The organism is Tolypothrix bouteillei VB521301 (assembly GCF_000760695.4).
Taxonomy (GTDB): Bacteria; Cyanobacteriota; Cyanobacteriia; order Cyanobacteriales; family Nostocaceae; genus Scytonema; species Scytonema bouteillei_A.
In genome coordinates, this window is the sequence record NZ_JHEG04000001.1 from 8,733,391 (window position 1) to 8,756,769 (window position 23,379).

General features: G+C 42.4%; 13 protein-coding genes and 2 pseudogenes. 10 read left to right on the forward strand and 5 right to left on the reverse strand.

What is annotated here, in order from left to right; all coding sequences use genetic code 11:
• Positions 1–601: 601 nt before the first annotated feature.
• From HC643_RS41810 to HC643_RS35665, 4 genes and pseudogenes are all read left to right on the forward strand, one after another.
• Positions 602–787: pseudogene (locus tag HC643_RS41810) on the forward strand (hypothetical protein); the annotation flags it as partial.
• A 328-nt stretch (positions 788–1,115) separates the two neighbouring features.
• On the forward strand, positions 1,116–1,202 hold the full coding sequence (locus HC643_RS41815) for a ParA family protein (RefSeq protein WP_237266094.1): 87 nt from the start codon (positions 1,116–1,118) through the stop codon (positions 1,200–1,202).
• Complete coding sequence (locus tag HC643_RS35660) at positions 1,202–1,900, forward strand: ParA family protein (RefSeq protein WP_237266019.1); 699 nt, start codon at positions 1,202–1,204, stop codon at positions 1,898–1,900. Before HC643_RS41815 ends, HC643_RS35660 begins: the two co-directional genes overlap by 1 nt.
• A gap of 4 nt (positions 1,901–1,904) precedes the next feature.
• A complete protein-coding gene (locus HC643_RS35665; protein WP_038082045.1) occupies positions 1,905–2,342 on the forward strand; it encodes a hypothetical protein in 438 nt (145 codons plus the stop codon).
• Positions 2,343–2,504: 162 nt separating this feature from the next.
• On the opposite strand, the gene HC643_RS35670 is transcribed toward HC643_RS35665, so the two are convergent.
• Both HC643_RS35670 and HC643_RS35675 read right to left on the reverse strand, forming a co-directional pair.
• Positions 2,505–4,262, reverse strand: coding sequence for a hypothetical protein (locus HC643_RS35670; RefSeq protein ID WP_038082044.1), 1,758 nt, complete (start codon positions 4,260–4,262; stop codon positions 2,505–2,507).
• Entirely contained in the window at positions 4,259–6,787 is a 2,529-nt protein-coding gene (locus tag HC643_RS35675; protein ID WP_038082043.1) for a hypothetical protein, read from the reverse strand. The genes HC643_RS35670 and HC643_RS35675 overlap by 4 nt, the downstream gene beginning before the upstream one ends.
• 584 nt (positions 6,788–7,371) lie before the next feature.
• On the opposite strand from HC643_RS35675, the gene HC643_RS35680 reads away from it, so the two are divergent.
• Positions 7,372–8,079, forward strand: a complete 708-nt coding sequence (locus tag HC643_RS35680; RefSeq protein ID WP_237266020.1) for a PD-(D/E)XK nuclease family protein — start codon at positions 7,372–7,374, stop codon at positions 8,077–8,079.
• A gap of 78 nt (positions 8,080–8,157) precedes the next feature.
• Entirely contained in the window at positions 8,158–8,499 is a 342-nt protein-coding gene (locus HC643_RS35685; RefSeq protein WP_050046472.1) for a GIY-YIG nuclease family protein, read from the forward strand.
• A 100-nt stretch (positions 8,500–8,599) separates the two neighbouring features.
• Here the strand turns inward: HC643_RS35685 and HC643_RS35690 are convergent, their stop codons facing one another.
• On the reverse strand, positions 8,600–12,181 hold the full coding sequence (locus HC643_RS35690) for a hypothetical protein (protein WP_237266021.1): 3,582 nt from the start codon (positions 12,179–12,181) through the stop codon (positions 8,600–8,602).
• Positions 12,182–13,349: 1,168 nt separating this feature from the next.
• Between HC643_RS35690 and HC643_RS35695 the strand changes: the two genes are divergently transcribed.
• Positions 13,350–13,877, forward strand: coding sequence for a hypothetical protein (locus HC643_RS35695; protein ID WP_050046468.1), 528 nt, complete (start codon positions 13,350–13,352; stop codon positions 13,875–13,877).
• Positions 13,878–14,210: 333 nt separating this feature from the next.
• On the opposite strand, the gene HC643_RS35700 is transcribed toward HC643_RS35695, so the two are convergent.
• On the reverse strand, positions 14,211–16,769 hold the full coding sequence (locus HC643_RS35700; RefSeq protein WP_038082038.1) for a vWA domain-containing protein: 2,559 nt from the start codon (positions 16,767–16,769) through the stop codon (positions 14,211–14,213).
• 429 nt (positions 16,770–17,198) lie between these two features.
• Between HC643_RS35700 and HC643_RS41820 the strand changes: the two are divergent.
• The 3 genes and pseudogenes from HC643_RS41820 to HC643_RS35710 form a co-directional block, all read left to right on the forward strand.
• Positions 17,199–17,531 (forward strand): annotated as a pseudogene (locus tag HC643_RS41820) (DUF4140 domain-containing protein); the annotation flags it as partial.
• Positions 17,532–17,537: 6 nt separating this feature from the next.
• Positions 17,538–19,571: a DUF4139 domain-containing protein gene (locus HC643_RS35705; protein WP_272900278.1), complete on the forward strand. Its 2,034-nt coding sequence runs from the start codon at positions 17,538–17,540 to the stop codon at positions 19,569–19,571.
• A gap of 9 nt (positions 19,572–19,580) precedes the next feature.
• Positions 19,581–21,236: a mucoidy inhibitor MuiA family protein gene (locus tag HC643_RS35710; protein WP_237266022.1), complete on the forward strand. Its 1,656-nt coding sequence runs from the start codon at positions 19,581–19,583 to the stop codon at positions 21,234–21,236.
• A gap of 241 nt (positions 21,237–21,477) precedes the next feature.
• Here the strand turns inward: HC643_RS35710 and glpK are convergent, their stop codons facing one another.
• Entirely contained in the window at positions 21,478–22,962 is a 1,485-nt protein-coding gene (gene glpK, locus HC643_RS35715) for a glycerol kinase GlpK (protein ID WP_038108733.1), read from the reverse strand.
• Positions 22,963–23,379 lie beyond the last annotated feature (417 nt).

Sequence of the window (23,379 nt, forward strand, 5' to 3'; positions counted from 1 at the left end):
ACTACTGGTATGTCAAATGAATTCTAAGAGGATTTTTTAAAAGTCCTCTTGTTGGTAGCAAAATATTGACGTTGAGCCGAGATACGGATACTGTTGGCGAAACATTACTTAATATAAAAATGGCAGATTTACCGTGTTGTATAGAAACAATAATGTTCTACCCTGGCATTACCCAGAAGCCTTGATTTTACGTGCGCTGTACAACCTGAATTGACAATAACCCTCTTTTATCACTTTCGGGAGAGAATAATCTAGAATGCTTACAGCGTAGGACTTTTAGCAAAAACCTTGATTTCAGCCATTTTGTTAGTAAATAAACGCTCAAATCCTTGCCCTGTCTAGAGTTAAAATTTGGCTCTTATTTTTCTTTTCCCAGAGTGACAGAAGAGGGATAAAGTTTTATCCTGAACCTGAATTCACACTTTTTTTAGGGGATACCAGTGACAATAAAGTTCTCACCTAGATTTACCTGAATTTCCTTTTAACAAAGGGTTTTACACTCAAAGGCAGCGAAGCAGTGCCTTTTTTCGTAGGGTTTTAGTGTAGGACTTTATTGCCTAGGGTACGAGTTTATTGTTCAGTGTAAGACTTTTTTGTTCTTATACAGAAACGGGATGTTCAGGGAAAGTTTGTGCTCAAGAATGATGATTATCGTGAAGTACGTTCTTTGCGACTGACTGATGATACCTGGAAAGCACTTGGTATTGTGTCTGAATGCTCAGGCTTAACTAGGGCTGACTATTTAGAATACATTGTTAGACATGACGCTTTACCGAGTATTACACGGTAAAGCTCAGAATTTTTAGCTCCCGCTTAACCAAAAACCCAACCTCAACCGGGTATTACACGGAAGAAAGAAGCATCTGATCGGTAGAATTCCTTCACCGCTTACATCAGCACGGTGGGGACGCGGAGCATCTGGATCGACGGGGACAGCGATATCGCGCACAGGCTCGCTCCTTTGAACTGGGGAACCGCATCATCGCACTCCAAACCCAAAAAACCAGGCTCATCACCTAAGATATTGTTACCTTTGATTATCAGAATTGTTATTTTGTGTGAATTCTTGGGAAACCTATAACTGTAGCTTCTAATACGCATTAATCTGTAAAACTATGTCAGCCAAAGTTGTCTGTATTTCTAACCTCAAAGGAGGGGTAGGCAAAACTACGCTTGTTATGGCATTAGCTGAAGTGCATTAATGTCGGAAGATGTTTGGAATGTTCAATTTGAGAGTAGAGGGTTAACTTTACCTTATTTGTTCAAACATCCTGAGTTCTTCTTGAGTGACTACAAAAAAGGTGATTTTGTAGTCAAATCTTCTGTATCTAATGTGAGGAATGGAAACTCTTTTAACTGTTTACATTTCATACCTAGTAGCCCGGTGTTATTTGAAATTCAAGAATATTTATCATCGGACTTTTATCCGCTAACGCAATTAAAACCCGTTCATCTATTACGAGAGCTTCTCAAACCATTATTAGGAAATTATGACTATATTTTGATAGATTGCCCACCCAATCTCAACCTAATTATTAAAAGTGCTTTTTTGGTAAGTGATTTTTGCATAATGCCCTGTGTTCCGAACAAAATGTCAATTCAGGGATTAGATATCGTACTTCGACGGATTGATGCATTTAATAATGAAAATGGTCATAATTTAAAGCCTCTAGGGATTATTGTTTCTCGTTATAACGGGACATTAGCTCAAACAGAATATATGAGATTTATTACAGAAAATCCCTTCTTTCCACAAGTTTTTCATACCAAAATTCCAGAAAAAGCCAAAGTAGCACAGGCTTTGGACTTTGGTGGACAAGTAACATATAAACAAAAATATGCTGAGTCTCATCAAGTTATGACTCAACTAGCAAAGGAATTTATTCAAAAAGTAGGTTAAATAAATGGATTCATCACAAATCACCAGTTTTTTAAGACTTCTTGCAGATGTAATAGAATCAAACCCACAAGTGGCTAAAGCTATAAAAGAGCAAATGGATAAGAACACTAATTTACCTAAAACAGAGGAATTATCTAAAACAACAATTGAACCAAACGATATAGCTGTTAAAAATTTGAATGATGGTCATACATTGAATGGTGAAACCCTCTTAACTAAATCTAGAGAAATTTTAAGAGGACAGGGTAAAGAACAACTCAAAATTTACTTGGTTGAGCAAGGTGAGAATGTAAGAGAAATCTTGAAATTTGGTCAACTCGATCCCAATCGTTCGATTCGTCGTCGGAAAAATTTGAATAGCATTATTGAGCATATTATTAGTCATTTAATAGCTCAAGAGAAAAGCGGAAAAACATTTGCAGGGTCTTTTCCAAGAGTTTAAAAAACTATTGAAAAGTCTATGCCATGGGGGATAGTTCCCCCAGTTTTCCCAGGCTCATCACCTAATATATAGTGTGTTTGAACTCGCACATCTAGCAGCGCTTCGCGATCTGCCGCTATGCTGTAGCGAAGCGATCGCATAACTAACAACTTGGGTTATTATCTAATCTAGATTATTTGATTCATCTTCGGGCTGCTCTTCCCCACCCACCTTTGAGTCACAGATATACTGTTGCCAATATACGGGAATTATTGGGGTTCGGAAATGGCGATTGGCAATGAGTCCTAATACAAACCACCCACGAGTAATGCACGAGAGGTTGTTGAAAGCCTGGTGCTTTTCACAAAGACGAGTGATGTAAGTTTTCAGGTCATCTAAGTTTTCCGACAATCGAAACGGCTCGAAAGTAAACCCGCTTGCATATCCTGCATTAGTGCTGTACAGGTGGTTGTCTGTATCTTCGTCAGGAAACCACACCTGAAAATTAGTGTTGGTAAAAGTTCTCCTCACAGCTTCTTGGAAAGCTGTATAATCATCAGCAAGATTCAACACAGCATACCAACCAGCTAGCATGGGCAGAAGCGTGGAAGCGTGCATCAGCTCTTCTTTCGGTGGAGCTTGACCAACTTCCATTGCAACAAGGTCATTGTAACTGTCCGAAGTGATGGGGAAGTATTTACCGAAATGATAAGCGTTGACTATATGATAGCTAAGTTCTTTAACCCAATTGGCAGCTTCATCTCTGTATCCAGCTGCAGTGAGTGTTAGGAGTCCCAAGGCAATGTCAATCGCATGACCGTCATATCGGGGAGTAAACGCAGGAGGATTGTTCTCAATTAGACCTGCAAGCATCTGTGCGACCGCTTGCATCTGCCCAGAGTACCTCTCACGAAGCTGTTCATCGCGTGTAAATGCGGATAAATTCTCAAAGGCTATGCCCAGTGCGCCAAGAATACCGATGACTTCAAAAGTGCGAAGGGGGTACTCCAGTTCATCTGCACCATAGCCAAACAAACCATCCTTTACAAAGCAGTGTTGCTGAAGCTTGGCAGCATATGCACCAGTAACCTTAAGGTACGTCAAGAAAAGTTGGGTAAATTTCCCGCTCGTTGTCTTACAATCGAAAAGCTCGTTTTGACGCATCCAGTCCCAGGTACGAAGAATGGCGCGTTCGGCACAGAGTAAAGCAGGTCGGAGATTATCAGCTTCTTGACACCAATGGAAAACAATGTTGGTGCTCAGATTGAGCAAGCAAAGTGCTTTCTGGCGCTTGCGCTCAGCGCTTTTATTTTTCTCAGAGGGCAAGTCGCGTTTAAACAGTGTCTCCTCAATGAGCGCATAGAAGAAACGCGGTTCATCCTCGTTTTGGTCAGCTAGTGCGATCGTCTTACGCAGATGCTTTTGAGTGGATTCTGGAAATAAGTACTCATCAAGAAAATACTGTTCGATAAGCAAAGTTAGCCGATCGCCACCCCAAAAGTCAAACTCAATCTCGCCATATTTTGGATCGCTCGTCGTGTACCTATGAACAAAGTTGACCCAGTCCGGTTCAACATCTTGTTTTAATTCACCCCCAGTAGCAAGGATAATTTTCTTTGGTAGTGCCTCGTGTTCTGGTCGGACACGGTTACGCAAGTACGAGTCAAGTATTTCGTTGAGCGACGGACGCACAGCATTTTTCCCTGCATCCCAGTCGGTGCGAGAAATATCCCCCTCTTTCACAGTGAATAAAAATAGTTTCTGCTTATTGTCTTTAGGGTCAACACCAACAGCAGGAATATCAACACCAAATTGGCGCGGACCAACAGCAGGACGACTTAATAAATCAATTCCCATCATCAGAAGAAGGTCGGGGAGTAGCGCATCTATCTCTTTTGACTCTTTGAGCATACTGAGATACTCGCGAATAACCAATTTCATACAGCAGTCTCCCCAGTGATTTCATCTTCTGTTCCGTTTTGCTTATCTTGCAACCCAACATTCTGCCACTGAAGACGTTGATGAAATTGTCCGAGGGGGTCGATAAATTCTCCTTGTGGCAATTCGCACTCGTAGGAAAACGCGGCAAATGGGGACGGGTCTGTAAATTCCCCATCTCGCTCATAGGAAATACCGCGACCGTACTTAATTCTGACCTTTGGTAATATACTCGCAAACACAGAACGTCGTTCTGCTTCTTGCATCATTGCGGTCTGCTGCTTCCACTTAGCTAATCGCAGAAGATACGTTTGCTGTGAAGAAGGTTCGAGTTCCTTCAGACGGGGTAGTTTTTGCCGTTCATTAAAATAAGCATCGGAACGATTTAATGCCTCCTGAATGATATTTAGTTCAGCTTCTGTTATGTCATCTTCTTTTATTCGGCTTTTGAGGTATTCGCCAGCATCACGCGGATGATTGTACAGTACATACTCGCTCTCGAATTCTACAATCAAGCTTGCGATACCAGGCGAATAGGGTTCTCGCTTTATAGCCGACAGTAGAAGTGCAGCAAGAGAAGCAATATCTGTTATGTAACCCGCGAGCCGAGACAGTACATTGATAACTGTTTGCTCGTCAAGGGTATCCAGTACTTCTTTGCTTAGCATTATGACTCGATTTTTCGCTGCTTTCCTGCGGACAACTTCTGTTGTCTCTTCATGGCTCTCACCTACTGGAATTGAATTAAAGAAACGAATCACATCACTTCCAGCAAGGTGCAATCGTTTATCTTTAGATGCGAACCACCGGGTAATTGCTGCATTTAGTGCGTTAAGATTGTTATTATATAGCTCAGCGAACGTACTGTTAAGCATTTCAGAAAATTTTGTCTGTTCTCCATTCCTGCTGTAGTCCCAGCCCAATGCTATGACTTCAACCACTTGTAGGGCAGTATCTGGGTCGTTTTGTGCGTAGTGTTCTATACAGTAATCCAAGTCTCGTAACATCTCTAGGGAGAGAGATTGACCCCGCACCAAACGTAAAATTGCTTCCTTGTACCAGGGACGACTGCTGGCAACGCTTACTTTCTGAAACAATATATTGCCCAACTGCTCCCGGACAGCATAGTTCTGACATGATGCAAATTCAACCAGGACTTCTGCTGCTTTCTCTGATTTGTTAACTAAATTACCATAGGCGCTAAGCAATACGAGGTCGGTCTCCACGTTAAAGGTAGTTTTGAGTTCATTGAGTCTATCCAAAGTAACACGTAGTAACTCACGCTGCTCGCTAGTGTCATACTTAAATTTACCTAGTGCAGCAATACCTATCCGGCGAAGTGTAGGCTGCTGAGAATCTGTCAGAACGAGAGCGCGGCGATGGGCTTCTTTTTGGTCTAACTTAGCCAGTCCAAGAAGTGCATCGACAGCTAGTTCAATAATTCGCGACTCCGGACGTGCTAGAAACTCGTGGTAGAGGAAATCTGCATTATTTTGAGAACGGGCAGCCAGATTTTCGATAATCGAGTATATTTTATATCCAGCACTAGTTTGAAGTATTAGTTCCAGCGCATCAACTAGAGATGCAACCAGAGATTCCGATTTAAGGTCAAGTTCTGAAAGTGCATCACAGAAGATGTCGTAAATCTTCCCTTTTGATCGGTCTCGTTTTTCTCTTGATTTTTCTAGTCTTGCGATTTCGACAACACGACCTACTATATCTTTCTTGTATTCGTAGTTCAGTACAAGCAGTACGCTAGCACCAATTCGACAATCGATATTATTGGTAACACGATAACTGCGCCTATATATTTCATCAAACAAATTGGCAAACTTTTCGAGTTCGTCCCAAGTTGCGATCGCTAAATCTACTGCATGACGAACTAAGTAGTCGTGCCGAACTGCTGGATCGGAAAAGCTTACCTTGCCATCATCGCTTGAGAGAAACCTAAGTTCAAGAGCCTTGCTCAAATCAACTTCATCAATTGGCGCTCTAGGTACAGTCTCCTCAGATTGTTCGTAGATTGCGGCAGCTACCCATTGTAAAGCTGCATGCGCGTCTGCAGAACTTTGTCTGATTTGTTGCCAGTGTGGGGTCAAGTTCATCATTAATATTGGCTTTTGAAGTACTCCCTTAATACTGGTTGCGGGAATATATGGTAGTTCTTCCTTAGAACCAAATAAACTCTGCTGTAGAAGACTATTTACCCATTCTTCTAATGTCGTGTTATTAGCGCGCGCTTGCTCTTGGAGTACTACTGCAACATCACTCCACAGCTTTATTTTGCTTTCCTCTGGTTCATCATCCCATGAGATCGTCAAAGTTCCGCCAAGAGCTTGAACTAATTCTTCTATAGTCTCCAGCTTAGACTTTCTTGGTTCTGAGACAGCTTTGTTGACAGCACTCTGATACTGAGTTACAGGAGGAACCTTACCACCTTCGGCACGTAGCGCACAAATTTCCTTGGCTAGCCTGTATGGGGTCCAGTTCAGCTTCTTTAAGCGCTTCTCCAGAAATTCTTTATCCATCTGCTGTCTCCTAAGAGCTACAGCATTAGGGCGCTGTAGTTTGCGATTATCTCAATTTACTAACTCATTTTACTAGCGTTCTAGTGCTATATCCTGAGTATTTTAGCAGGTATTTTTGTAAAATCTCCTATCTTAACTTATACAGCCCCTCTGAAGGCACTAGCATAATCCCTTAAACTTTTGCGCTATAGAGGTTGAGAGTGTCAGCACTTAAGAATATATACTTGCTAACCGATTTCACTTCTTGGTGCCTACAAACCTAATTAATTAGTTCAACCTGCGATCCTGTATCTGCTTATGTTAGGTAGCAATCGACTAAAATCCTTATGCACGGGGGTTTCCATCTTTTTTACCGTTTTCAAGCATTATGGTGCTGCATAAAGCATTTTAACGCTTGAATTACAAGTGCTGCTGGACTATAAATAAAAAGGCGGTACATGACCGCCCAATTCTTTCATTAAATTCAAAATTTAATTATGCAACAAAAAAGGCTTTGCCCGGAACCCTCCAACGAAGCGGCACTGTACTACCGTGCCGAAGACAAGACACTCCGCCCTGTAGACCCCCTGCAGCAACATCTTCCTGTGCTGCGGGGGTCTACTTATGCAGGTCAATTCTGCTATGTCGCAGATGATGACCTTCCTATTCCTGGTAACACCTACTATAGTGTCGGCGCGATTCAAGGGCAAACCAAAGATCCTAAGTCAGAGGCAGCTCTACAGAAATGGGAGCGTCAGGTAGGTAAACAAGAAGCGGAACGCATTCGCAACGAGGCGGTCGGTGCTGGGAAGGCAGCCCATGCCGTTCTTCACTCCCGCCTAACTGGAGAGGTTTTCAGCCCTGTTAGCAGTCGCTACGAGCCTTACCTTCGCGCCCTTGAGCAAGTGCTTCCCAACTTCGACCAGCCGCTCCTCTCCGAGCAAATGGTTGTTAACTTCAAGTACCGCTACTATGGCGTAATAGACCAACTCTGCCCCTATAAAGGCAAGCTCACTCTGAGTGACCTCAAGACATCTTCTAAGGCAAAGACCTTGATGGACTGGATTCAAGATAAGGTACAGCAGTTAACGGCTTACTACCTGGCGCTGGAATCGCTGTACGACTTGGAGCAGGCAGCCCTTCTTTACCTTATTGGTGACGCTACCCACGACGAATTCATCTTTACCCCAGCACAGATGGAACTTTACAAGCATAACTGGCTCGAACGCCTTGACCTATTCCGTCGGCGGGAGTTGGTTGGCTTTGACTCCTCTCGCCTTGAGGAACCGTGTCTTTTAGTTTCTAAACGCTAATCCACCTTTTAGGCGCGGATGCACTGCTGACAACCAACGGTGCATTTACCTTTCATCTTTTCGTATGGAGTATTATCAATGAGCATAGTTTGGGACGATTACGAATTTGAAGGACCGTGGAGTCTAAATACTTGGAACCCGCCCGATCGCGCAGGTATATATGCCATCATGTGCAAGCCCTATCCTCTAACCCAGCCAGACACGTATCAAATCATTTACTTTGGTGAAACTGAGAACTTTGGCGATCGAGGTTTTCCTAGGAGCCATCATGCCTCTCAATGCTGGATTAAGCAAGCGGGCAATCAATTGAACCTTTATGTAGGCGTGTATCGTATGCCAGGATCTACCAAGGCTCAACGTCTGTTAGTAGAGAGTAAGCTGACACAGAGATACCGTCCAGCTTGCAACCTTGCTGTCTAGAGTGGTTGTATTGCAAAAACAGGAGGGGTAGTCAAGTAGGAACTTACCCCTGCTAATAACTTGGGACGTAAAGTTGAGGAGAACATTATTACTCTACCCCCTACTTGCCGTCAGAAAGCAAATCCCGATATTCCCAGTGACCGCGTTCGCCCAAACGGTGGATAATAGATTCAGCAACCTGTCTTGCTTTGTCATTGTTGCCCTTAATGGCAGTAGTCAGGATAGTTTTAGCATCATTATGCCAGCCATAGATACCCCCCCCTTTCTTGTCTTTCTCGATTATCAGTTTGAGGCACTCAACGGCTGACTCTGGCATCACATCAGCAAGCTTAGCTAGATGTTTCAGTACCAAAAACTCAGGATCTACTTTACCAACTAGCTCAAGAACCTGTTTGAATTGTGCAATAGCCCAAGAATCATCGAATTTCGCGGAGCTGAACCACCAACCAAAAGTAGCAATTTCACTGACATAGGAACTAGGGTCAGCTGAACTACGTACTGAGTCAATACGCTTTTCCCAAAGCAATTGAAGCCGATTAAGGATTTCTGGATCTATCGCGTCTTTTGTGTTGTCGAGGCTTCGCCCTACAAATCTGAGAGCGTAACTACGCAACGCATCAGAAGCTAATTCAAAAAACCGAGCCAGTAATCCTTCTGGCTCATCCAAATTTAGCTTTCCACGCCAATATAGGGTCATCAAGTGCTCAGAAAGACCTTCATCAGGATGTGTCAGTTTTGGTGTTTCAATCAAGGCTGAGGCGATCTGTTCGACTCTATAGCAGTATTCTTCACGCAATACATCGAAAACGTTGTCATACACATTAGAATTCGTAATGTAGCTTTCCCAAGCAGCACGTCGCATATCGCTGAAAATCTCATCTTGTGGGAAAATTTTCCCTATACTCTGAATTGTCCAGTGCGGATCTAGTAAATTTAGCCAAGGTAACCACTCACCATAAACTGTGCGGATTGCAAGGGATGGCTCTTTGTCTGGGTTAAGATGCTCATCAAGTACCAGCGGTACTTCAGGCATATTGTCAAAACCCTGCTCCAGTCGCTCTGCTCCCTCAGATATTTGCTCAAAATGGTGTCGAATCCAGAGGGCATAGCGAACAACTGCACGCAGGGCTTCCCCACGAACTGTATTAATCGCGAGTTCACTGGGATTATTATTAAAGCCATGGTAGCCCATTTCTCTTTCAGGGGTGGGGTCTAGATGTTGAGTTAGAAGACTGAGCGTATTCCAAACCTGCTCGCGTAGATTATACGGAATTCCAATTTTATCAACTGTCAATCCGACTTCAAACAAGTCTGCCACTGTTCGGCAAGGTTCGAGCCAATCCCTATTGGAATTGTTATCAGTTGTCTGAAACTTTTGAACTTGCTCAGACTCCTGGGCTAACCAACTGCAGAGACAAAGAACAGATGCCCAATCAAATTCTTTTACTTCTTTCTGTTGTCCTGACTGATTATTTAAAGCTTGGCGCAGCCCTCTAAGCAGGTTCGTTAGGTATATTGGGTGCAAACCTTGGAACTGAGCGGATGCTTGTGCATAGCGTTGAGGATTTTTTTCAGCAAGCCTTGCCAGAGCAGATCCTAACCCTTGTCGTGATGGTTCTTCAAAGGGATCTGTAGAATTTTGCTCCCATGTTCTGAGAAAGGAAACGAGTTCCTCAATACTCATTGATTCCAATTCTAAATCTGTCTTTGGACTTACAATGCCTAAAATTTTAACTTCACCTACTCCTCCAGAAACAATTTTTGAAAGTTCAACAGCACCAAACTCATTGATTAGCTGGTCATAACGTTGTTGCCACTGTGTTGGAAGGCTGTCTTTTAGTAGTGCAAGCTTGTTCCTTTGCCAATATCTTATCCACTGAGCTTTTTTCTCGCGCTCCTCTAGCCAAGACAAGTCAAGCTCAGGAACTTCAATCCATCTAAAAATCTTCTCTTGCTCCTCCCTAGGAAGTTGAGCAAAATGCTCTTTGAGTAAAAGTGCATATTCATAATCCTCGTAAGAACTGGTATCTATGAAACGCTTACAGTCAACCAGCCTTTCAATAAGTAAATCGGGGTTTGCATTTGGGAACTTACGAATTAGGTAAAGTGCAATGCGATGAAAAATTCGCCAATGCCGTTGTTCCAGAGTAAGGACTATAGCTTCCATTTTCGCAGGCTCGTTCTTGATAATCTGCTCTGCGGCATCTCTGACTGCTTCTACCAGAAGTTCTTTAACCTTATAGGGATGGCGATTTCGAGGGTGATTCTCAATGGCATATCGCCAGTAAAGCGACCTATCCTCCCAGATGGGTGAGTTTTTCTGCAGTTGTTCAATTTCTTCATCGCGGTGGGAGAACTTAATGGCATCAAATAGCAGAAAACCCAACATCTTTAAAACATCTGTTTCATCTTTACCTGCTACTTTCACTAATTCCGGTATGTACTTTTTGAGAATCTCTTGATAGTGCCAGTTATCCAACCGTGTTCGCGGTTCGGGGAGGGGACGATAAACGATGCTGTTGTCTGCTTTCCCATTATTCACATCAGGGTCTGGCATAACAAAGAGTAGCGTTCGAGCTAAGTCTAGTGCCTTTTTGACTCGACCACCCTTGGCAAGATGTACTATGAAAGCACCAATTTTCTCTGCAAGTAAATTTAACGAGTATGATGATTCAACCCAAGTTTTAACTTTACTAACTAGTTGCACCGCTATTTCAGGGGGCATCTGAAGTGCAGCGTCAACAAAGTCTTCATAGACACTGGGATTATTTGTTTCTATTTCTTGTGCAATTTCCAACACAGCATCCGGTTGGTAAGCAGCTATGCGTGCTAGATAGCGAGACTGAGGCCACATTAGGAAGCTAACAGTACCTTGGCTTGCATCTTCAATAACTTGGGGAGGATTCTGGAAAAAACCTTTGTCCTTCAATGGCTTAATCCACTTTGGATTTTGTAGATGGTTGAAAAAGTAACTGAAATGCTGAGGGTGAATCAGCAATGCCATAGCTTGTTCAAACTGTTTAGGATTAGCTTCTTTTAAGATTTCATCGAGTTTATCTACAGTGTCGTAAAACTTTTGAGAAACTGCGGCGAGAAATGACTCGAATACCTCAAACTGCTGGCGGAGTTTCTGCTCATAGGAAGCTAGTTTATCTTTACCACTATCGTGGGTGTTCTCCATAAACCATTCTGTTACTTCCCACCAATGATCGACTATAGGAAGCAATGTATTGCGGATAGGTTTATTTTCAGAAATACATGACTCAAAAAAGCGAATCGCTTTTTCCTTGTTATTTACACTGACTGCTATATGTTTTTTAAGGAGTTCTTGTATATTATTAAAAATTTGAAGCGGAATGGGAATGTCTCCGTCATTTGAAGGTGCTTCATTCAAGCTAAAGCCACTACTTTGCCAAATGGCTAAAAGTTGATCTACTTCATCTTTATAGTTAAGCCTTTCGCCACTCTTTTCATTAGAGATATAATCAGGCAACCGATTACGTATCTCACGAACAGCATGAGACACAAATCGTAATCTCCCACGAACTGGTCTTTCAAAAATTAAGCAAACTGCACCCTCATAAAGTTCTGCCAAAGGGGGAGCCTGTTCATTTAACCAAGCACATATCGACATACGGGTAGATGTCCAGTGTGCTGGTGGTATTGGAGGTAGATCAGACAAGATAGGATCTGGCTGTTTATTAAATTCCATAACTTATGGGAGCAACGCGAAAAAGTGAGACCCGAGCCTCGATGTAACTTTAATAGCTTTTTTAATCGATTTACATTAGTACAAACACTGGATAAACTAGTGATTCTATTCACTTCATTATCAATAAATCACTTTTCTTAAGAAGAAAAATCAACTCTCACAAAATTGTATTGCGCCCATAACTTATTTAGCTTAGCAAAAATAACCGCAATATTTATCTCTAAAGACCGTTCAATCATTTAGTTCTCCAGAACCAAAAATTAACTTCAGGTAGCTTTGATTTCTGCAATAGCTTCTTTATCGCTTTAAACAGTCTTTCGAGAAGCTCTGCTTTCATCTCGCCTCTCAGTATAACATAGTAACTTTTTTATTTTAATACTATTGTACTAAATTAGAGAATGCACAGTAAAGTATAGCGCGATCGCCTACTCCCTAAACCTGATATTAAGTTATGTAAATTGGAACAGTACACTACTCAGTTAGGGATTTCCAAGAAATAAATTATCCAATCTTGTAGTCCGGAGAGCAGCGCCGTGCGGGGGTTTCCCCCCAAACCCACTTCCTGGGGACCCCAAAACCCCCCGTTGAGGCGACTGCGGGGCGTCTTCGCCCGTTCCTTATGCGTCGCGATCGCAACCCCGCACCACAAGAAATTTTGGGAGATTTTTTTATTTGGAAGTCTCTTACACATCTGACCAACCCCAATCCAACGTCAATCCTATTTCTCTTTCATAAAGACGATATCAATCTTCTTACAAGAGCAGCGCTTCCATCTGTGTCAACAAAGATTCTAGTTTCTTCCGTTTGCCAGGATTATCCAACACCTTTGACTTTTTAATTTTTTTGTAGGTATCCTCCATCCGCTTAGTCAGTTCCCCACTTTCAAATGCATTTATACCACTGCGCCAAGTACTTTAAGCCTGCTGCCACTGCGGTTAACTCATCTTGCAGCGTGGGCAGTGTGTTTACTTCTTGCTGACTGCTGACTCAATAGCAATTAGCTTTTGCTGTTGTTGCGGTTGTTCTATTATATCCTAGAGCGCTTTAAAAAAATTCTCAAAAATAAAAGTAGAGAGTGAAATTTAAAATGTATAGTGAATCGCAGCTATTAAATTTACTCTTATCTAAGAAAAAGAATATGCTTGAAAAAGCAATTGGTCGTTGTCTAATTGAAGTTGAACGTTTCTTTGTAACTGATATATCATCATTTTTAAAATATAGCCGATTTACTGAAGAGGAGTTTTTTTCTTATAATTCATGTGCAGTCCAACTCTACTTTCAAGACAACCTAAATCATGCCTTAGCCGTATATGAAGAACAACTTTCTATAGTTGTATTGCCTGAAGTTCTATATGAAAATGAATTTGATAAGGGCTATCGACTTTCACAGATAAACAAATTAGTCTCAAAAGAACTCGCAAACTGTCTTGGAAAAGTCTGTAAGGATGTTCGGATTTGGACTCTTTGGGAAGAGTTTGAGTCTGAAGAAGCTAAAGAAGTTGCTGTTTCATACCTGTTGTCTAATGACTGTGAACTATTTTATTGTATTTACTTACATGATGATTTGAGTAGTGACTATCTATTGCTAGAAAAAGATATCGATAAACAAAAAGTAGCTAGCTGTTTTTCTTTGGCACTTGGAGATTATATTGGCTTTAAACGATAACTTACTTCAATCAAAAGTACCCCTCAAAGTTTTGCTTATCGAAGACACAGAGGAGCCCCAACAAATATTGACGTTGAGCCGAGATAAGTATAAAAACCTGCATTCCGGATCTAGAAACACCTGCTGTTTATAGCTTGTAGCGATGCGATAATTTCTTTAACCGAGCAGTATTGAGTCAGGGGGATCGATAGGTATTTAAAAACACAGCAAATCACTTTTCAAACAACCTCTAAGGCACTGTAAAATACCCGACTTCTCAAAGAAGTCGGGTATCTGAGCAAATTTAGCTTAATCGGTCAAAAGCCCCACGTCCTACCGAAAGTGGCGTCAATCCTATTCCTCTACACCAACAGCAACTTTCTTGGTATAGTACTCGGTCTTGGCGTATACGCTAAGAATGCTTTCACCAACCTCAAAAAATGTTCCTTCTTGCTCATCTTTGGAAAACTGCAAGTTTGGGTATTTGACAGCTAGTTCATCTGCAGTGGATGCTTTGGCTTGCATTTCGTCTGGTAACAGACCTGTAGAACCGATGTAGAATACTAGAGGACAAATTTTGTCGCGATAAATTCTTTCTACATACGCCTCTAATTTTTTATCTGCGGCTGTTAAAGCCGTTACCATTTCTTCTTTGCTAATTGGTTTCCCTTCCCACCGATCTTGCAAGACTCGCACCAGATTATCAGCACCCACTCTTGCAAGGATTGCTGTCACGACACCATTTTTCTCTAATCCTAAGAAATCATCAAAAATGGGTTTCATAAACTCATCCACTTTTGTGATTTTTGTACGGGATGACAGTTGCTTGTGGCTGTAGGCGGTATTTTCCTTGAGAGCAAGTTCAAAGGTAGGTTTTTGGAAAATCTCTCCAGTGTCTTTGTCATAAACCTGATACATCCTGTCAAGGAACTTGTTTGCAGAATGCAGTTTGCTGAGGTTGAGAATTTCTTGGCTTCCAATATCGATTTTATAACTGACTCTAGAATCAATAGTGCCAGTTGCTAGGGCTGTATTGATATCTGTGTATTCGTTGGTGGTTGGAAAGTTAATGTAAAGGCTTTTTGAAAGATAGTGCTTTTTCAATTCTTCCAACTGTTCTGGTAAAAAGATATCTGACTCCTCTTTTAGATGAGCAGAAATGATACTGGAAAGAACTTTGATTTCAGCTAACTGGTTGAATAAACCATCGATACTGCTGTAATATCCCTCAAAAGGTACTAAAGGTAAATTATCTAGGTTAATAGTATACTCATCGTGAAAGTCAAATTCTTTGGCAGGAGAATTACCTTTTTCCAACACGCCTTGTTCTTTCAAAGCTTCAAAAGCTTTCTTGCTGCTGATTTTTACTTGCAGTGATTTCACGTTGAGGTCGCCATCACTAACGATGGTGTAATTATTAAAGGTAGCTAGGTCATTCACTAACAATCCTGCAACTTCAATGATTGGGGTTTTGTCTTCTGCTTTCACCAGCCTAACTTTACGAGTGACAAGCATATTGACTGTGGCGGTGTTGTGGTTAATCTCAAACGACCCCATACCAATATAGTCAGTTTTATCTATATATTCAGTTGTTAACCAAGGCTTGACAAGATTGCCATTTTCATCTCTGGAACCTTTAACTCTTTTGATTCCTTTTCTTTGATAATTTTCCTGCAAGTGCTTGAAGTTAATAATGATGCTACTACGATGTTCTTCTAAAATTTTAATGAGTTCTAACAAGGATGTTTTCTCATTCACTTTCACTTTATCTAAGATTTCATGCTCGCTCAAGACCTTAGGATAGAACAGTGCAATGTCAATATCTTGTGCAAAATCTGCAACTTGCTCGTTTGTTAGGGCTTTAGCATGTCTTTCAGTTAAAGTCGCATCAAAGGTACTTGCGATCGCATACTTAGCAGTATTTAAGTTTCCTTCCGCCAAATTTGCTTTTGCAAAAGCGTACACTGACTCATCATTTTGAGCCACGGGTACATCTAATTGCTCGTAAGCCTCTTTGGAAATTTGCTTGTATTTATAAATTTTTGCCTCATCATCTGCTTTTAAGCCACAAATTTTTAAAGTCCCTGTTGTCCCGTTAATTTTCTTAGCACTTTGAGAGAAAAGAATTTGATAGCTGTAATCAGCAGCTAAAGGTTCTTCTATCGCTGGTGCTACCGAACTACCTAGTAATTTAGAAGTGCTGTAAATAGCGTTGTAAACTTCTTTGACATCACCTGCTTTAATACATACACCAGAGACAAGATTGGCAATCTTGGAAAGAAGTTTAAAGTCAGATGAATGGGAATAAGCAATGGTATTCACAAAAACATCTTTGCCTTTTAGTTCTTGGCAAATTGTCTCTAGAGCTTTTGCTTCCGCGCTGGGGCTAGTGTCGTTCGCATAACCATCGCTGTGGAGAGTGATAGCAGTTAATTCTCCCTCTTGTATCATTGATTTTGCCATCTCCATAGATTGAGAGATGCACGTTGCGTAAGTTGCGCGAATTTGGCGAATGGCTTCTAGGTAGGGAGAATTTTGTTTCATCACTTCTTGAATGGGAATTCGTTGGAAGTGACAGGTGACATCGCCTTTAGAAGAGTAAGAGATTAAGGTGATAACTAACTGGAAATTGATGTATTCATCAAGAGTCAGAAGTTTAATCAAAGTGTCTTTTAATGCTTGAATGTCACCGTACATCGAACCAGAGCGATCGATGATAATGATGCTATGGGCTACGGATTTTTCCGGAATATCGCCTGGTTTTCTTTCTAAGTAAAGTTTATCCACTAGATAATAAGCTTTTTCTTTACCCGCAAAATTGTACAGAGTAAATTTTGTTCTGGTGTTTTCAGTGGATGTACTGTTATTTTGAGTGGGTTTTGCACTGTTGTTTTTTGATGATTTCTTTGCCATATTTATTCTTTCCCCGATAATGGTAAGCTAAAGTAACAATTCGGAAGTTTCAGGTATAAAGTAAAGACATAGAGAGTGTCTTTTTTATCCTTCACACTTTATCCTTCATCTTTTCCTGCGGTCACCCTGGATAATACGAGTTTCTTGAAAAGCTCGTAATTTAAGGGTAAACACGTAGTTTTTTTGTGCAAAAAGCTATGCTAGTTTAATTGGCATGGTAAATGCAGATATTTGTAGAGCGAAACGAACAAAGAGAAGAACTTTGGTAATCTTCTGCGGAGAGAAGGGTTGGGGATGAGGGCTATCCTGTATTTATATAGTACAATTGTACTAAAATAATGTCAAGTCAAGAAATTCTTCTTTGAAAAACTGAGTGGCTTTTTCGCATGTTATAACCGAGAGAATCACGACTCAGCCATTGTTTTGATCATGACAATAGTGCAACTAACATCCAGAATTGAAAGTGTGAAGGTCTACTCTGCTGGAGCGACAGTTACCCGGATTGCTGAGTTCCCTCTGATACCAGAAAAATTACCAGAACAGGTAGAAATTGCTGAACTCCCTCTCAGTCTTGAGGATAGCAGTGTTAGAGTAAAAGTGGAAGTCGAACGGGGCGCAGCGCCTCTTGCTAACGATGTTCGTATTGGTCTAGCCGTTCCTCCACCTCGAGAAATACCAAATCCGCCTCTTGATGAGGAAATACGTGCTGCGACTGCTTGCGTCCAACAGCTAGAGAACCTCATCACTCTTATTGAGAATGAAATTGAGGTGTTAGATAAGTTACACGTACCCAACCGTCCCAAAGAAGAACCGGGTAAAGCTCCTCCTCCTTCTCCAACAAGCGCACGCCTTGCACTGGCAAATTTTAGTGACGAGCAAATTCGCCTCCGCCTTCAAGAAGCGCGAGAAAATAAGGAAAAACTGAGGTTAGCTCGAGAAAACTTGGCAGACTTGAAACAAAAGCAGCATTTGGCTTCAAGTGCAAAGGATGCTCGACCAAACGAGCTTCGCAAAACAGCTATAGTTAGCTTGAGTTATGAAGGGGAAGCTCTTGAGACTGAGGTCGGACAGTTAATCGTAGAATATTTTGTTCCTGGCGCACGTTGGACACCAACTTATGTGTGTCGGTTAAATAGTGCTGAATCTAGTGCGTCTATTGCAGTGCGATCGCTCTTATGTCAGCGCACGGGTGAAGATTGGTCTGGAGTGCGCTTGGAGCTTTCTACTGCAGAACCATTGGCTTGGTGTGCGCTACCAGAGTTACCATCCTTACGACTTGGCAAAGCTCAACCCGTGAGTAAAAAATCGGGGTGGCGCAGACCTCCAATTGGTGTTGAAGCCCTTTTTGAGGATTACGACCGACAACAGGAGGCTGCACTACTTGCCAGCATACCTGAAAGTGCGATTCCAGATGATTTCTCATCAGTGTATGTTCCACCTCTGACACACGTTCATCCTTTAAAGCCACAGTTAGAAACTCTTGAAGAAGAATTTGAGCGGGGCTTTTCTGCACCCGGTGCTGTATATGGTGCTGCGTATGGTGCTGCATATGATGAAGACCAAGCGCCTCAAGATCGCACCAGCTCGATTCCTATTGAAGAATTGCAACTCAGTACAGCAGCATTAAAAGCTCTCAAACGCGCTCAAATTAACACTGTTGCGGATGTATTGAACTTAACACAAGAAGATTTACAACAAATCCAATATTTGAGCCAAAAGTCTGCTCGAGAGTTGATTAACGCCTTACAACAGCGTTTGGGTATTACTCTCCCGTCAGAAAAGAATGAAGACATTGCAGTTCTCAAGAGTTTGGAGAGGCGAGGTACACCAGCACCATCACCAGCACCAGAATTTTTAACTCGCAGCAGGGGACTGAGCCGACCCCCTCTCAGTAAAAGCGATCGCCAAGGGTTCGATTTACTCCTAGCATATAATATGATGCGATTGGGCGGAGCTAATAACCATGCAAAGCGCGGCAAATTATCTATTGAGCAACAAGAGGAAGTTTATTTAGAAAGCCTCAAACGCCACCAAGTTGTAGTGAATTTTAATGTCTTGGAAATCGTACAACAAGCCGTCAATGATGCCCAAAGTTGTCTTGGGACAACACTTCCCCCTGGTGGGATTAACGTGCGAACCGTAGCTGGGTCTTTTGATTATGCCTACCGTGCAGACGGACGAGTAGATGTTCCTTCTGATGGGCAATTTCATTCTGTGGCATTGACCTGTAAAACAACGGATGTAGACTTGCGGTATATAGTCGTTCCCCGTGAAGATACCAATGTCTTCCGAATTGCCCAACTTCGCAATCCCTTGCTAGCACCGCTACTTGCCGGTTCTGCGGATGTTTACGTAGATGGTGAGTATATTTTATCTACTAATATTGCTACAGTGCCCCCTCAAGGACACATGGAACTGGGGCTTGGGGTTGAACAAAGCATTAAGGTTGCTCGGAATACGTCTTATCAGGAAGTGCGATCGGGTGAAACGATAGTTGCTTTCAACGAACTGCGCCATCTTATTAAAATTGATATTAACAACTTGATGTCGAGGAACGTAAAAATAGAAGTGCGGGAACGCCTTCCCATCCCGGCGGAAGGTGCTAAAGTTGATGTCCAAATCGAACGGGTTACACCTGTTTGGGAGAAGTACAAACAGCAAGAACGTTCTGCACCCATAGTTGGGGGTTACCGTTGGTTGGCGGAAGTTCCAGCAAAAGAAAAAGAAAGTTTATCCGTTGAGTATACTATCAAGACTTTTGTTGATAGCGAACTTATTGGTGGAAATCGGCGAGAAGGGTAAGAGGGATTTTTGACAAACCGCATCAGGCGCAAAGAACACACAGGAGAGGAACACACAGAGATCATGCAAGCGAGTGAAAAATTAAAGCACAGAATTCAGCCATTAACGATAGATGCTCCCGTCTCTTTAGTGACTTTACTAGAAGACCGAGCACAGGTAAGACGAATTGGTAAAGTTAATTTAAATCAGGGATTGTGGCGCGTTAAAGTAGAGCAAGTAGCTCCCGTACTTTCAGATAAATCGCTCCGTGCTGAGTATTGCAGTGAGCAGCGAGAATCGCGGATCGACGATGTACGCGTCCGCCGTCAAATGCTTGTTAAAGAAGCAGAACGACCCGAAGAATTCCAAGCTTTGTATGCAGAATTTAGAGCGCTTTTGCAATCTTTTAACAATACTTCTGAAGACCGCCAACACTTGGAATCTTGTTTTGAAAGGGTAAATACTATTCTGACGAAAAGTTTGCAGGAATTACCTGTAGATGCGATCTGGGGACAAATCGATCCCAAATCTTGGCGCGAACAGCTATCCATCCTATTTAAACAGTTACGGGATCTGCGTGGGGACATTTTGACTAGCTACCATACTCAGGAACATTTGAGCCAGCAGATTGATGATTTAATTGCCAGAGTAGACGCTTTGTCTCGTCCCGATCGGATCTATTCTGCTTACATAGAAGCAGATTTAACGATCGCTCGCTCGGGTGAATATGAAATTGCTTTTGACTATGTAGTCCCTAATGCCATGTGGCGTCCCTGGCACCAAGCACATTTATTATTAGAAGAACAATCGAGTGTTTCTTTTCGGATGGATGGTTGTGTTTGGCAACGCACGGGTGAAGATTGGAACAATGTCGATCTAGTATTTTCCACAGCACGAGCATCTTTAGGAACTGAGCCGCCTCTACTGAGTGATGACCAGTTAAAAGTGCAGGAAAAATCCCAGCAAATTGTGATTGAAGCCAGAAATCAAAAGATTCAGACAACAGGTTTGGGAACAGGAGCAACCCCGCCTTCTCCAGCTACGCCTGCGACTGTTGAGATACCCGGTGTTGATGATGGCGGAGAAGTTCGCAATCTCCGCTCTCGCAAAAAGGCGACAATTCCCTCTGATGGTCGCCCCTATCGCGTACCAATTTTTTCTTTCTCCTCAGATGCGTTGGTAGAGTATATCTTGATGCCAGAAGTTGCCTGTCAAGTTGTTTTAAAGAGCGAACAGACAAACACAGCAAAATTCCCCATTCTTGCGGGACCTGTGGATTTAGTTCGTTCTACAGAGTTTGTGGGTAAGACATCCATAGGATTTATTGCTCCTGGTGAAAAGTTTGCTATGGGATGGGGTCCTGATGGAGCTATGCGGGTACAGCGTACAATCAAGGAGAAAAAAGAACAAGACCATCTCACTAAATGGAATCAGCTGACGGAAACTAGGACATTATTTCTTTCCAATATAGGAGCAGAGACCAAGGTCATAAAAACGATTGAACGCATTCCCGTCTCGGAATTAGAGCAAGTGAAGGTAGAGGTTATTGCAAACAAAACCACAAACGGTGTGCAACCTGATGACAACGGTTTTTGTACTTGGAACTTTACTCTTGAACCTTATTCCCAAATGTCAGCAACTCTTGTTCATAGGATATCAGCTGCTCCGGAAGTGCAAGGATTGTAGGCAATATTCCTCGATCGACCCTGTTTTGTCATTCTAGAGAGAGAATAATTGAAGCGAATTCTATTCGCTGCTATACAAACAAAGTCCCTTTGGGTTCGCCCTCCGGGTTCGCCCTATCTCCTTACGGAGACGCATCGCGTTGCGAAGCTATGCCCGCAGGGCTATACGGGTTCGCCAGTCGCCAGGGCGCGGGAAACCCGCCTGCAGCGCTGGACTCACCGCCTTCGCGGACTAAAATTTATTACCTATGCCGTGTCTGAGCGATCGCTTGTCGCCAAGAGTCTAGTAGTGTTAAACGACGATCGGCGCTAATTGTTGGCTCAAACCGTTTCTCAACCTGCCACTGCTGCACAATTTCCGCTTCGCTTTCCCAGTAACCAACAGCTAATCCTGCTAGATAAGCAGCTCCCAAAGCAGTCGTTTCTGTGATTTTTGGACGGACAACGGGAACACCCAAAATATCAGCTTGGAACTGCATCAGCAGATCGTTGCGGGAAGCACCACCATCTACCCGCAGTTCTGAAAGATCGAGGTTAGAATCCTGACGCATTGCATCAATCACATCAGATGTTTGATAGGCAATACTTTCTAGCGCTGCACGGGCAATATGGGCACTGGTTGAGCCGCGACTTAAACCTACAATCGTACCGCGAGCGTAGCTGTCCCAATAAGGTGCGCCCAAACCAACAAAGGCAGGTACAAAATACACACCATTGTTATCGGGAACACTGCAAGCTAACGCTTCCACATCAGCGCTGTGCTTAATAATTCCGAGCCCATCGCGCAACCATTGCACAACTGCGCCGGCAATGAATACGCTGCCTTCTAAGGCATAATTGGTTCGTCCACTTATGCTCCACGCGATGGTAGTTAGCAGCTTGTGATTGGATTGCATCGGCTTATTACCTGTATTTAGCAGCATAAAGCAGCCCGTACCGTAAGTATTTTTTGCCATGCCACATTGCAACGATGCCTGCCCAAAGGTTGCAGCCTGCTGGTCTCCGGCAATTCCAGCAATGAGAATGCGGCTACCTAGAAGACCTTCGGCTGTATAGCCATAGACTTCTGACGAACTCCGTACTTGGGGAAGAAGAGAAGGGGGAATATCGAGAATGGACAATAATTCCGAGTCCCACTGCTGGGTGTGAATATTGAACAACAACGTCCTGCTAGCATTAGTTACATCTGTAATGTGGAGTTCCCCCTGAGTGAGTTTCCAAATCAACCAGCTATCGACGGTTCCAAATGCCAGTTCTCCACGCTTGGCTTTTTCACGAGCGGATGGTACGCGATCGAGCAACCACTTGAGTTTAGTACCGCTAAAGTAAGCATCGATCACCAGTCCCGTTTTTTTCTGGAATGTTGTCTCATGTCCTGCAGCCTTAAGTTCCTCGCAGTAAGCAGCCGTGCGGCGATCTTGCCAAACGATCGCATTATAAATTGGCTTGCCTGTTTTTCGATCCCAAACTATCGTGGTTTCGCGTTGATTGGTAATGCCAATAGCCGCGATATCTCCAGCTTTGATACCAATGCGAGCTAAAGCTTCATTCGCAACACCAATTTGGGAAGACCAAATTTCATCAGCATCATGTTCTACCCAGCCTGACTGCGGAAAGATTTGTTGAAATTCTTTCTGAGCAATGGTTAGGATCTCGCCATTTCGGTCAAATATAATAGAGCGCGAGCTGGTGGTGCCTTGATCGAATGCCAGAATATATTTAGTCATGGGATACATCTCGAATGTGTTTGTGATAAGAACGAGGTAAAAATTTTGATTGAGTATCAGAGAATTCCAACTTAATTGGCATTGTAATTCTTAAGTATAAAATTCAAAAATTCAAGATTTCAAACTTTGATTCTGGATTGCCTAGAGCGTGAAGTTAATTCATCCTTAACGAATGTAATGCTAGTTAATCCATAAAAACTAGTACAGTGCGGCAGAAATAACCCTATCATTAGTATTGATACAAAAGCTTCATTCATAAAATATTTTTGACTTAAGTTACGTTTTGTAAATGAGTGTTTTTTCAAAGAAAACACTCTATTTTTTCGTATTTTTACGGTTATCAATTATAATTTTAGTTCATTATCCTGTTAATTAAAGTATTTTTCGAGCGTGAGTGAGAGTTAGTAGATCCTTGAG

What these genes read in the sequence shown, in the direction of transcription:
- HC643_RS35660 (WP_237266019.1), top strand. Translation starts at nt 1,202, where the DNA reads ATGTCGGAAGATGTTTGGAATGTTCAATTTGAGAGTAGAGGGTTAACT.
- HC643_RS41815 (WP_237266094.1), top strand. Translation starts at nt 1,116, where the DNA reads ATGTCAGCCAAAGTTGTCTGTATTTCTAACCTCAAAGGAGGGGTAGGC.
- HC643_RS35675 (WP_038082043.1), bottom strand. Translation starts at nt 6,787, where the DNA reads ATGGATAAAGAATTTCTGGAGAAGCGCTTAAAGAAGCTGAACTGGACC.
- HC643_RS35685 (WP_050046472.1), top strand. Translation starts at nt 8,158, where the DNA reads ATGAGCATAGTTTGGGACGATTACGAATTTGAAGGACCGTGGAGTCTA.
- HC643_RS35695 (WP_050046468.1), top strand. Translation starts at nt 13,350, where the DNA reads ATGCTTGAAAAAGCAATTGGTCGTTGTCTAATTGAAGTTGAACGTTTC.
- glpK (WP_038108733.1), bottom strand. Translation starts at nt 22,962, where the DNA reads ATGACTAAATATATTCTGGCATTCGATCAAGGCACCACCAGCTCGCGC.
- HC643_RS35670 (WP_038082044.1), bottom strand. Translation starts at nt 4,262, where the DNA reads ATGAAATTGGTTATTCGCGAGTATCTCAGTATGCTCAAAGAGTCAAAA.
- HC643_RS35665 (WP_038082045.1), top strand. Translation starts at nt 1,905, where the DNA reads ATGGATTCATCACAAATCACCAGTTTTTTAAGACTTCTTGCAGATGTA.
- HC643_RS35700 (WP_038082038.1), bottom strand. Translation starts at nt 16,769, where the DNA reads ATGGCAAAGAAATCATCAAAAAACAACAGTGCAAAACCCACTCAAAAT.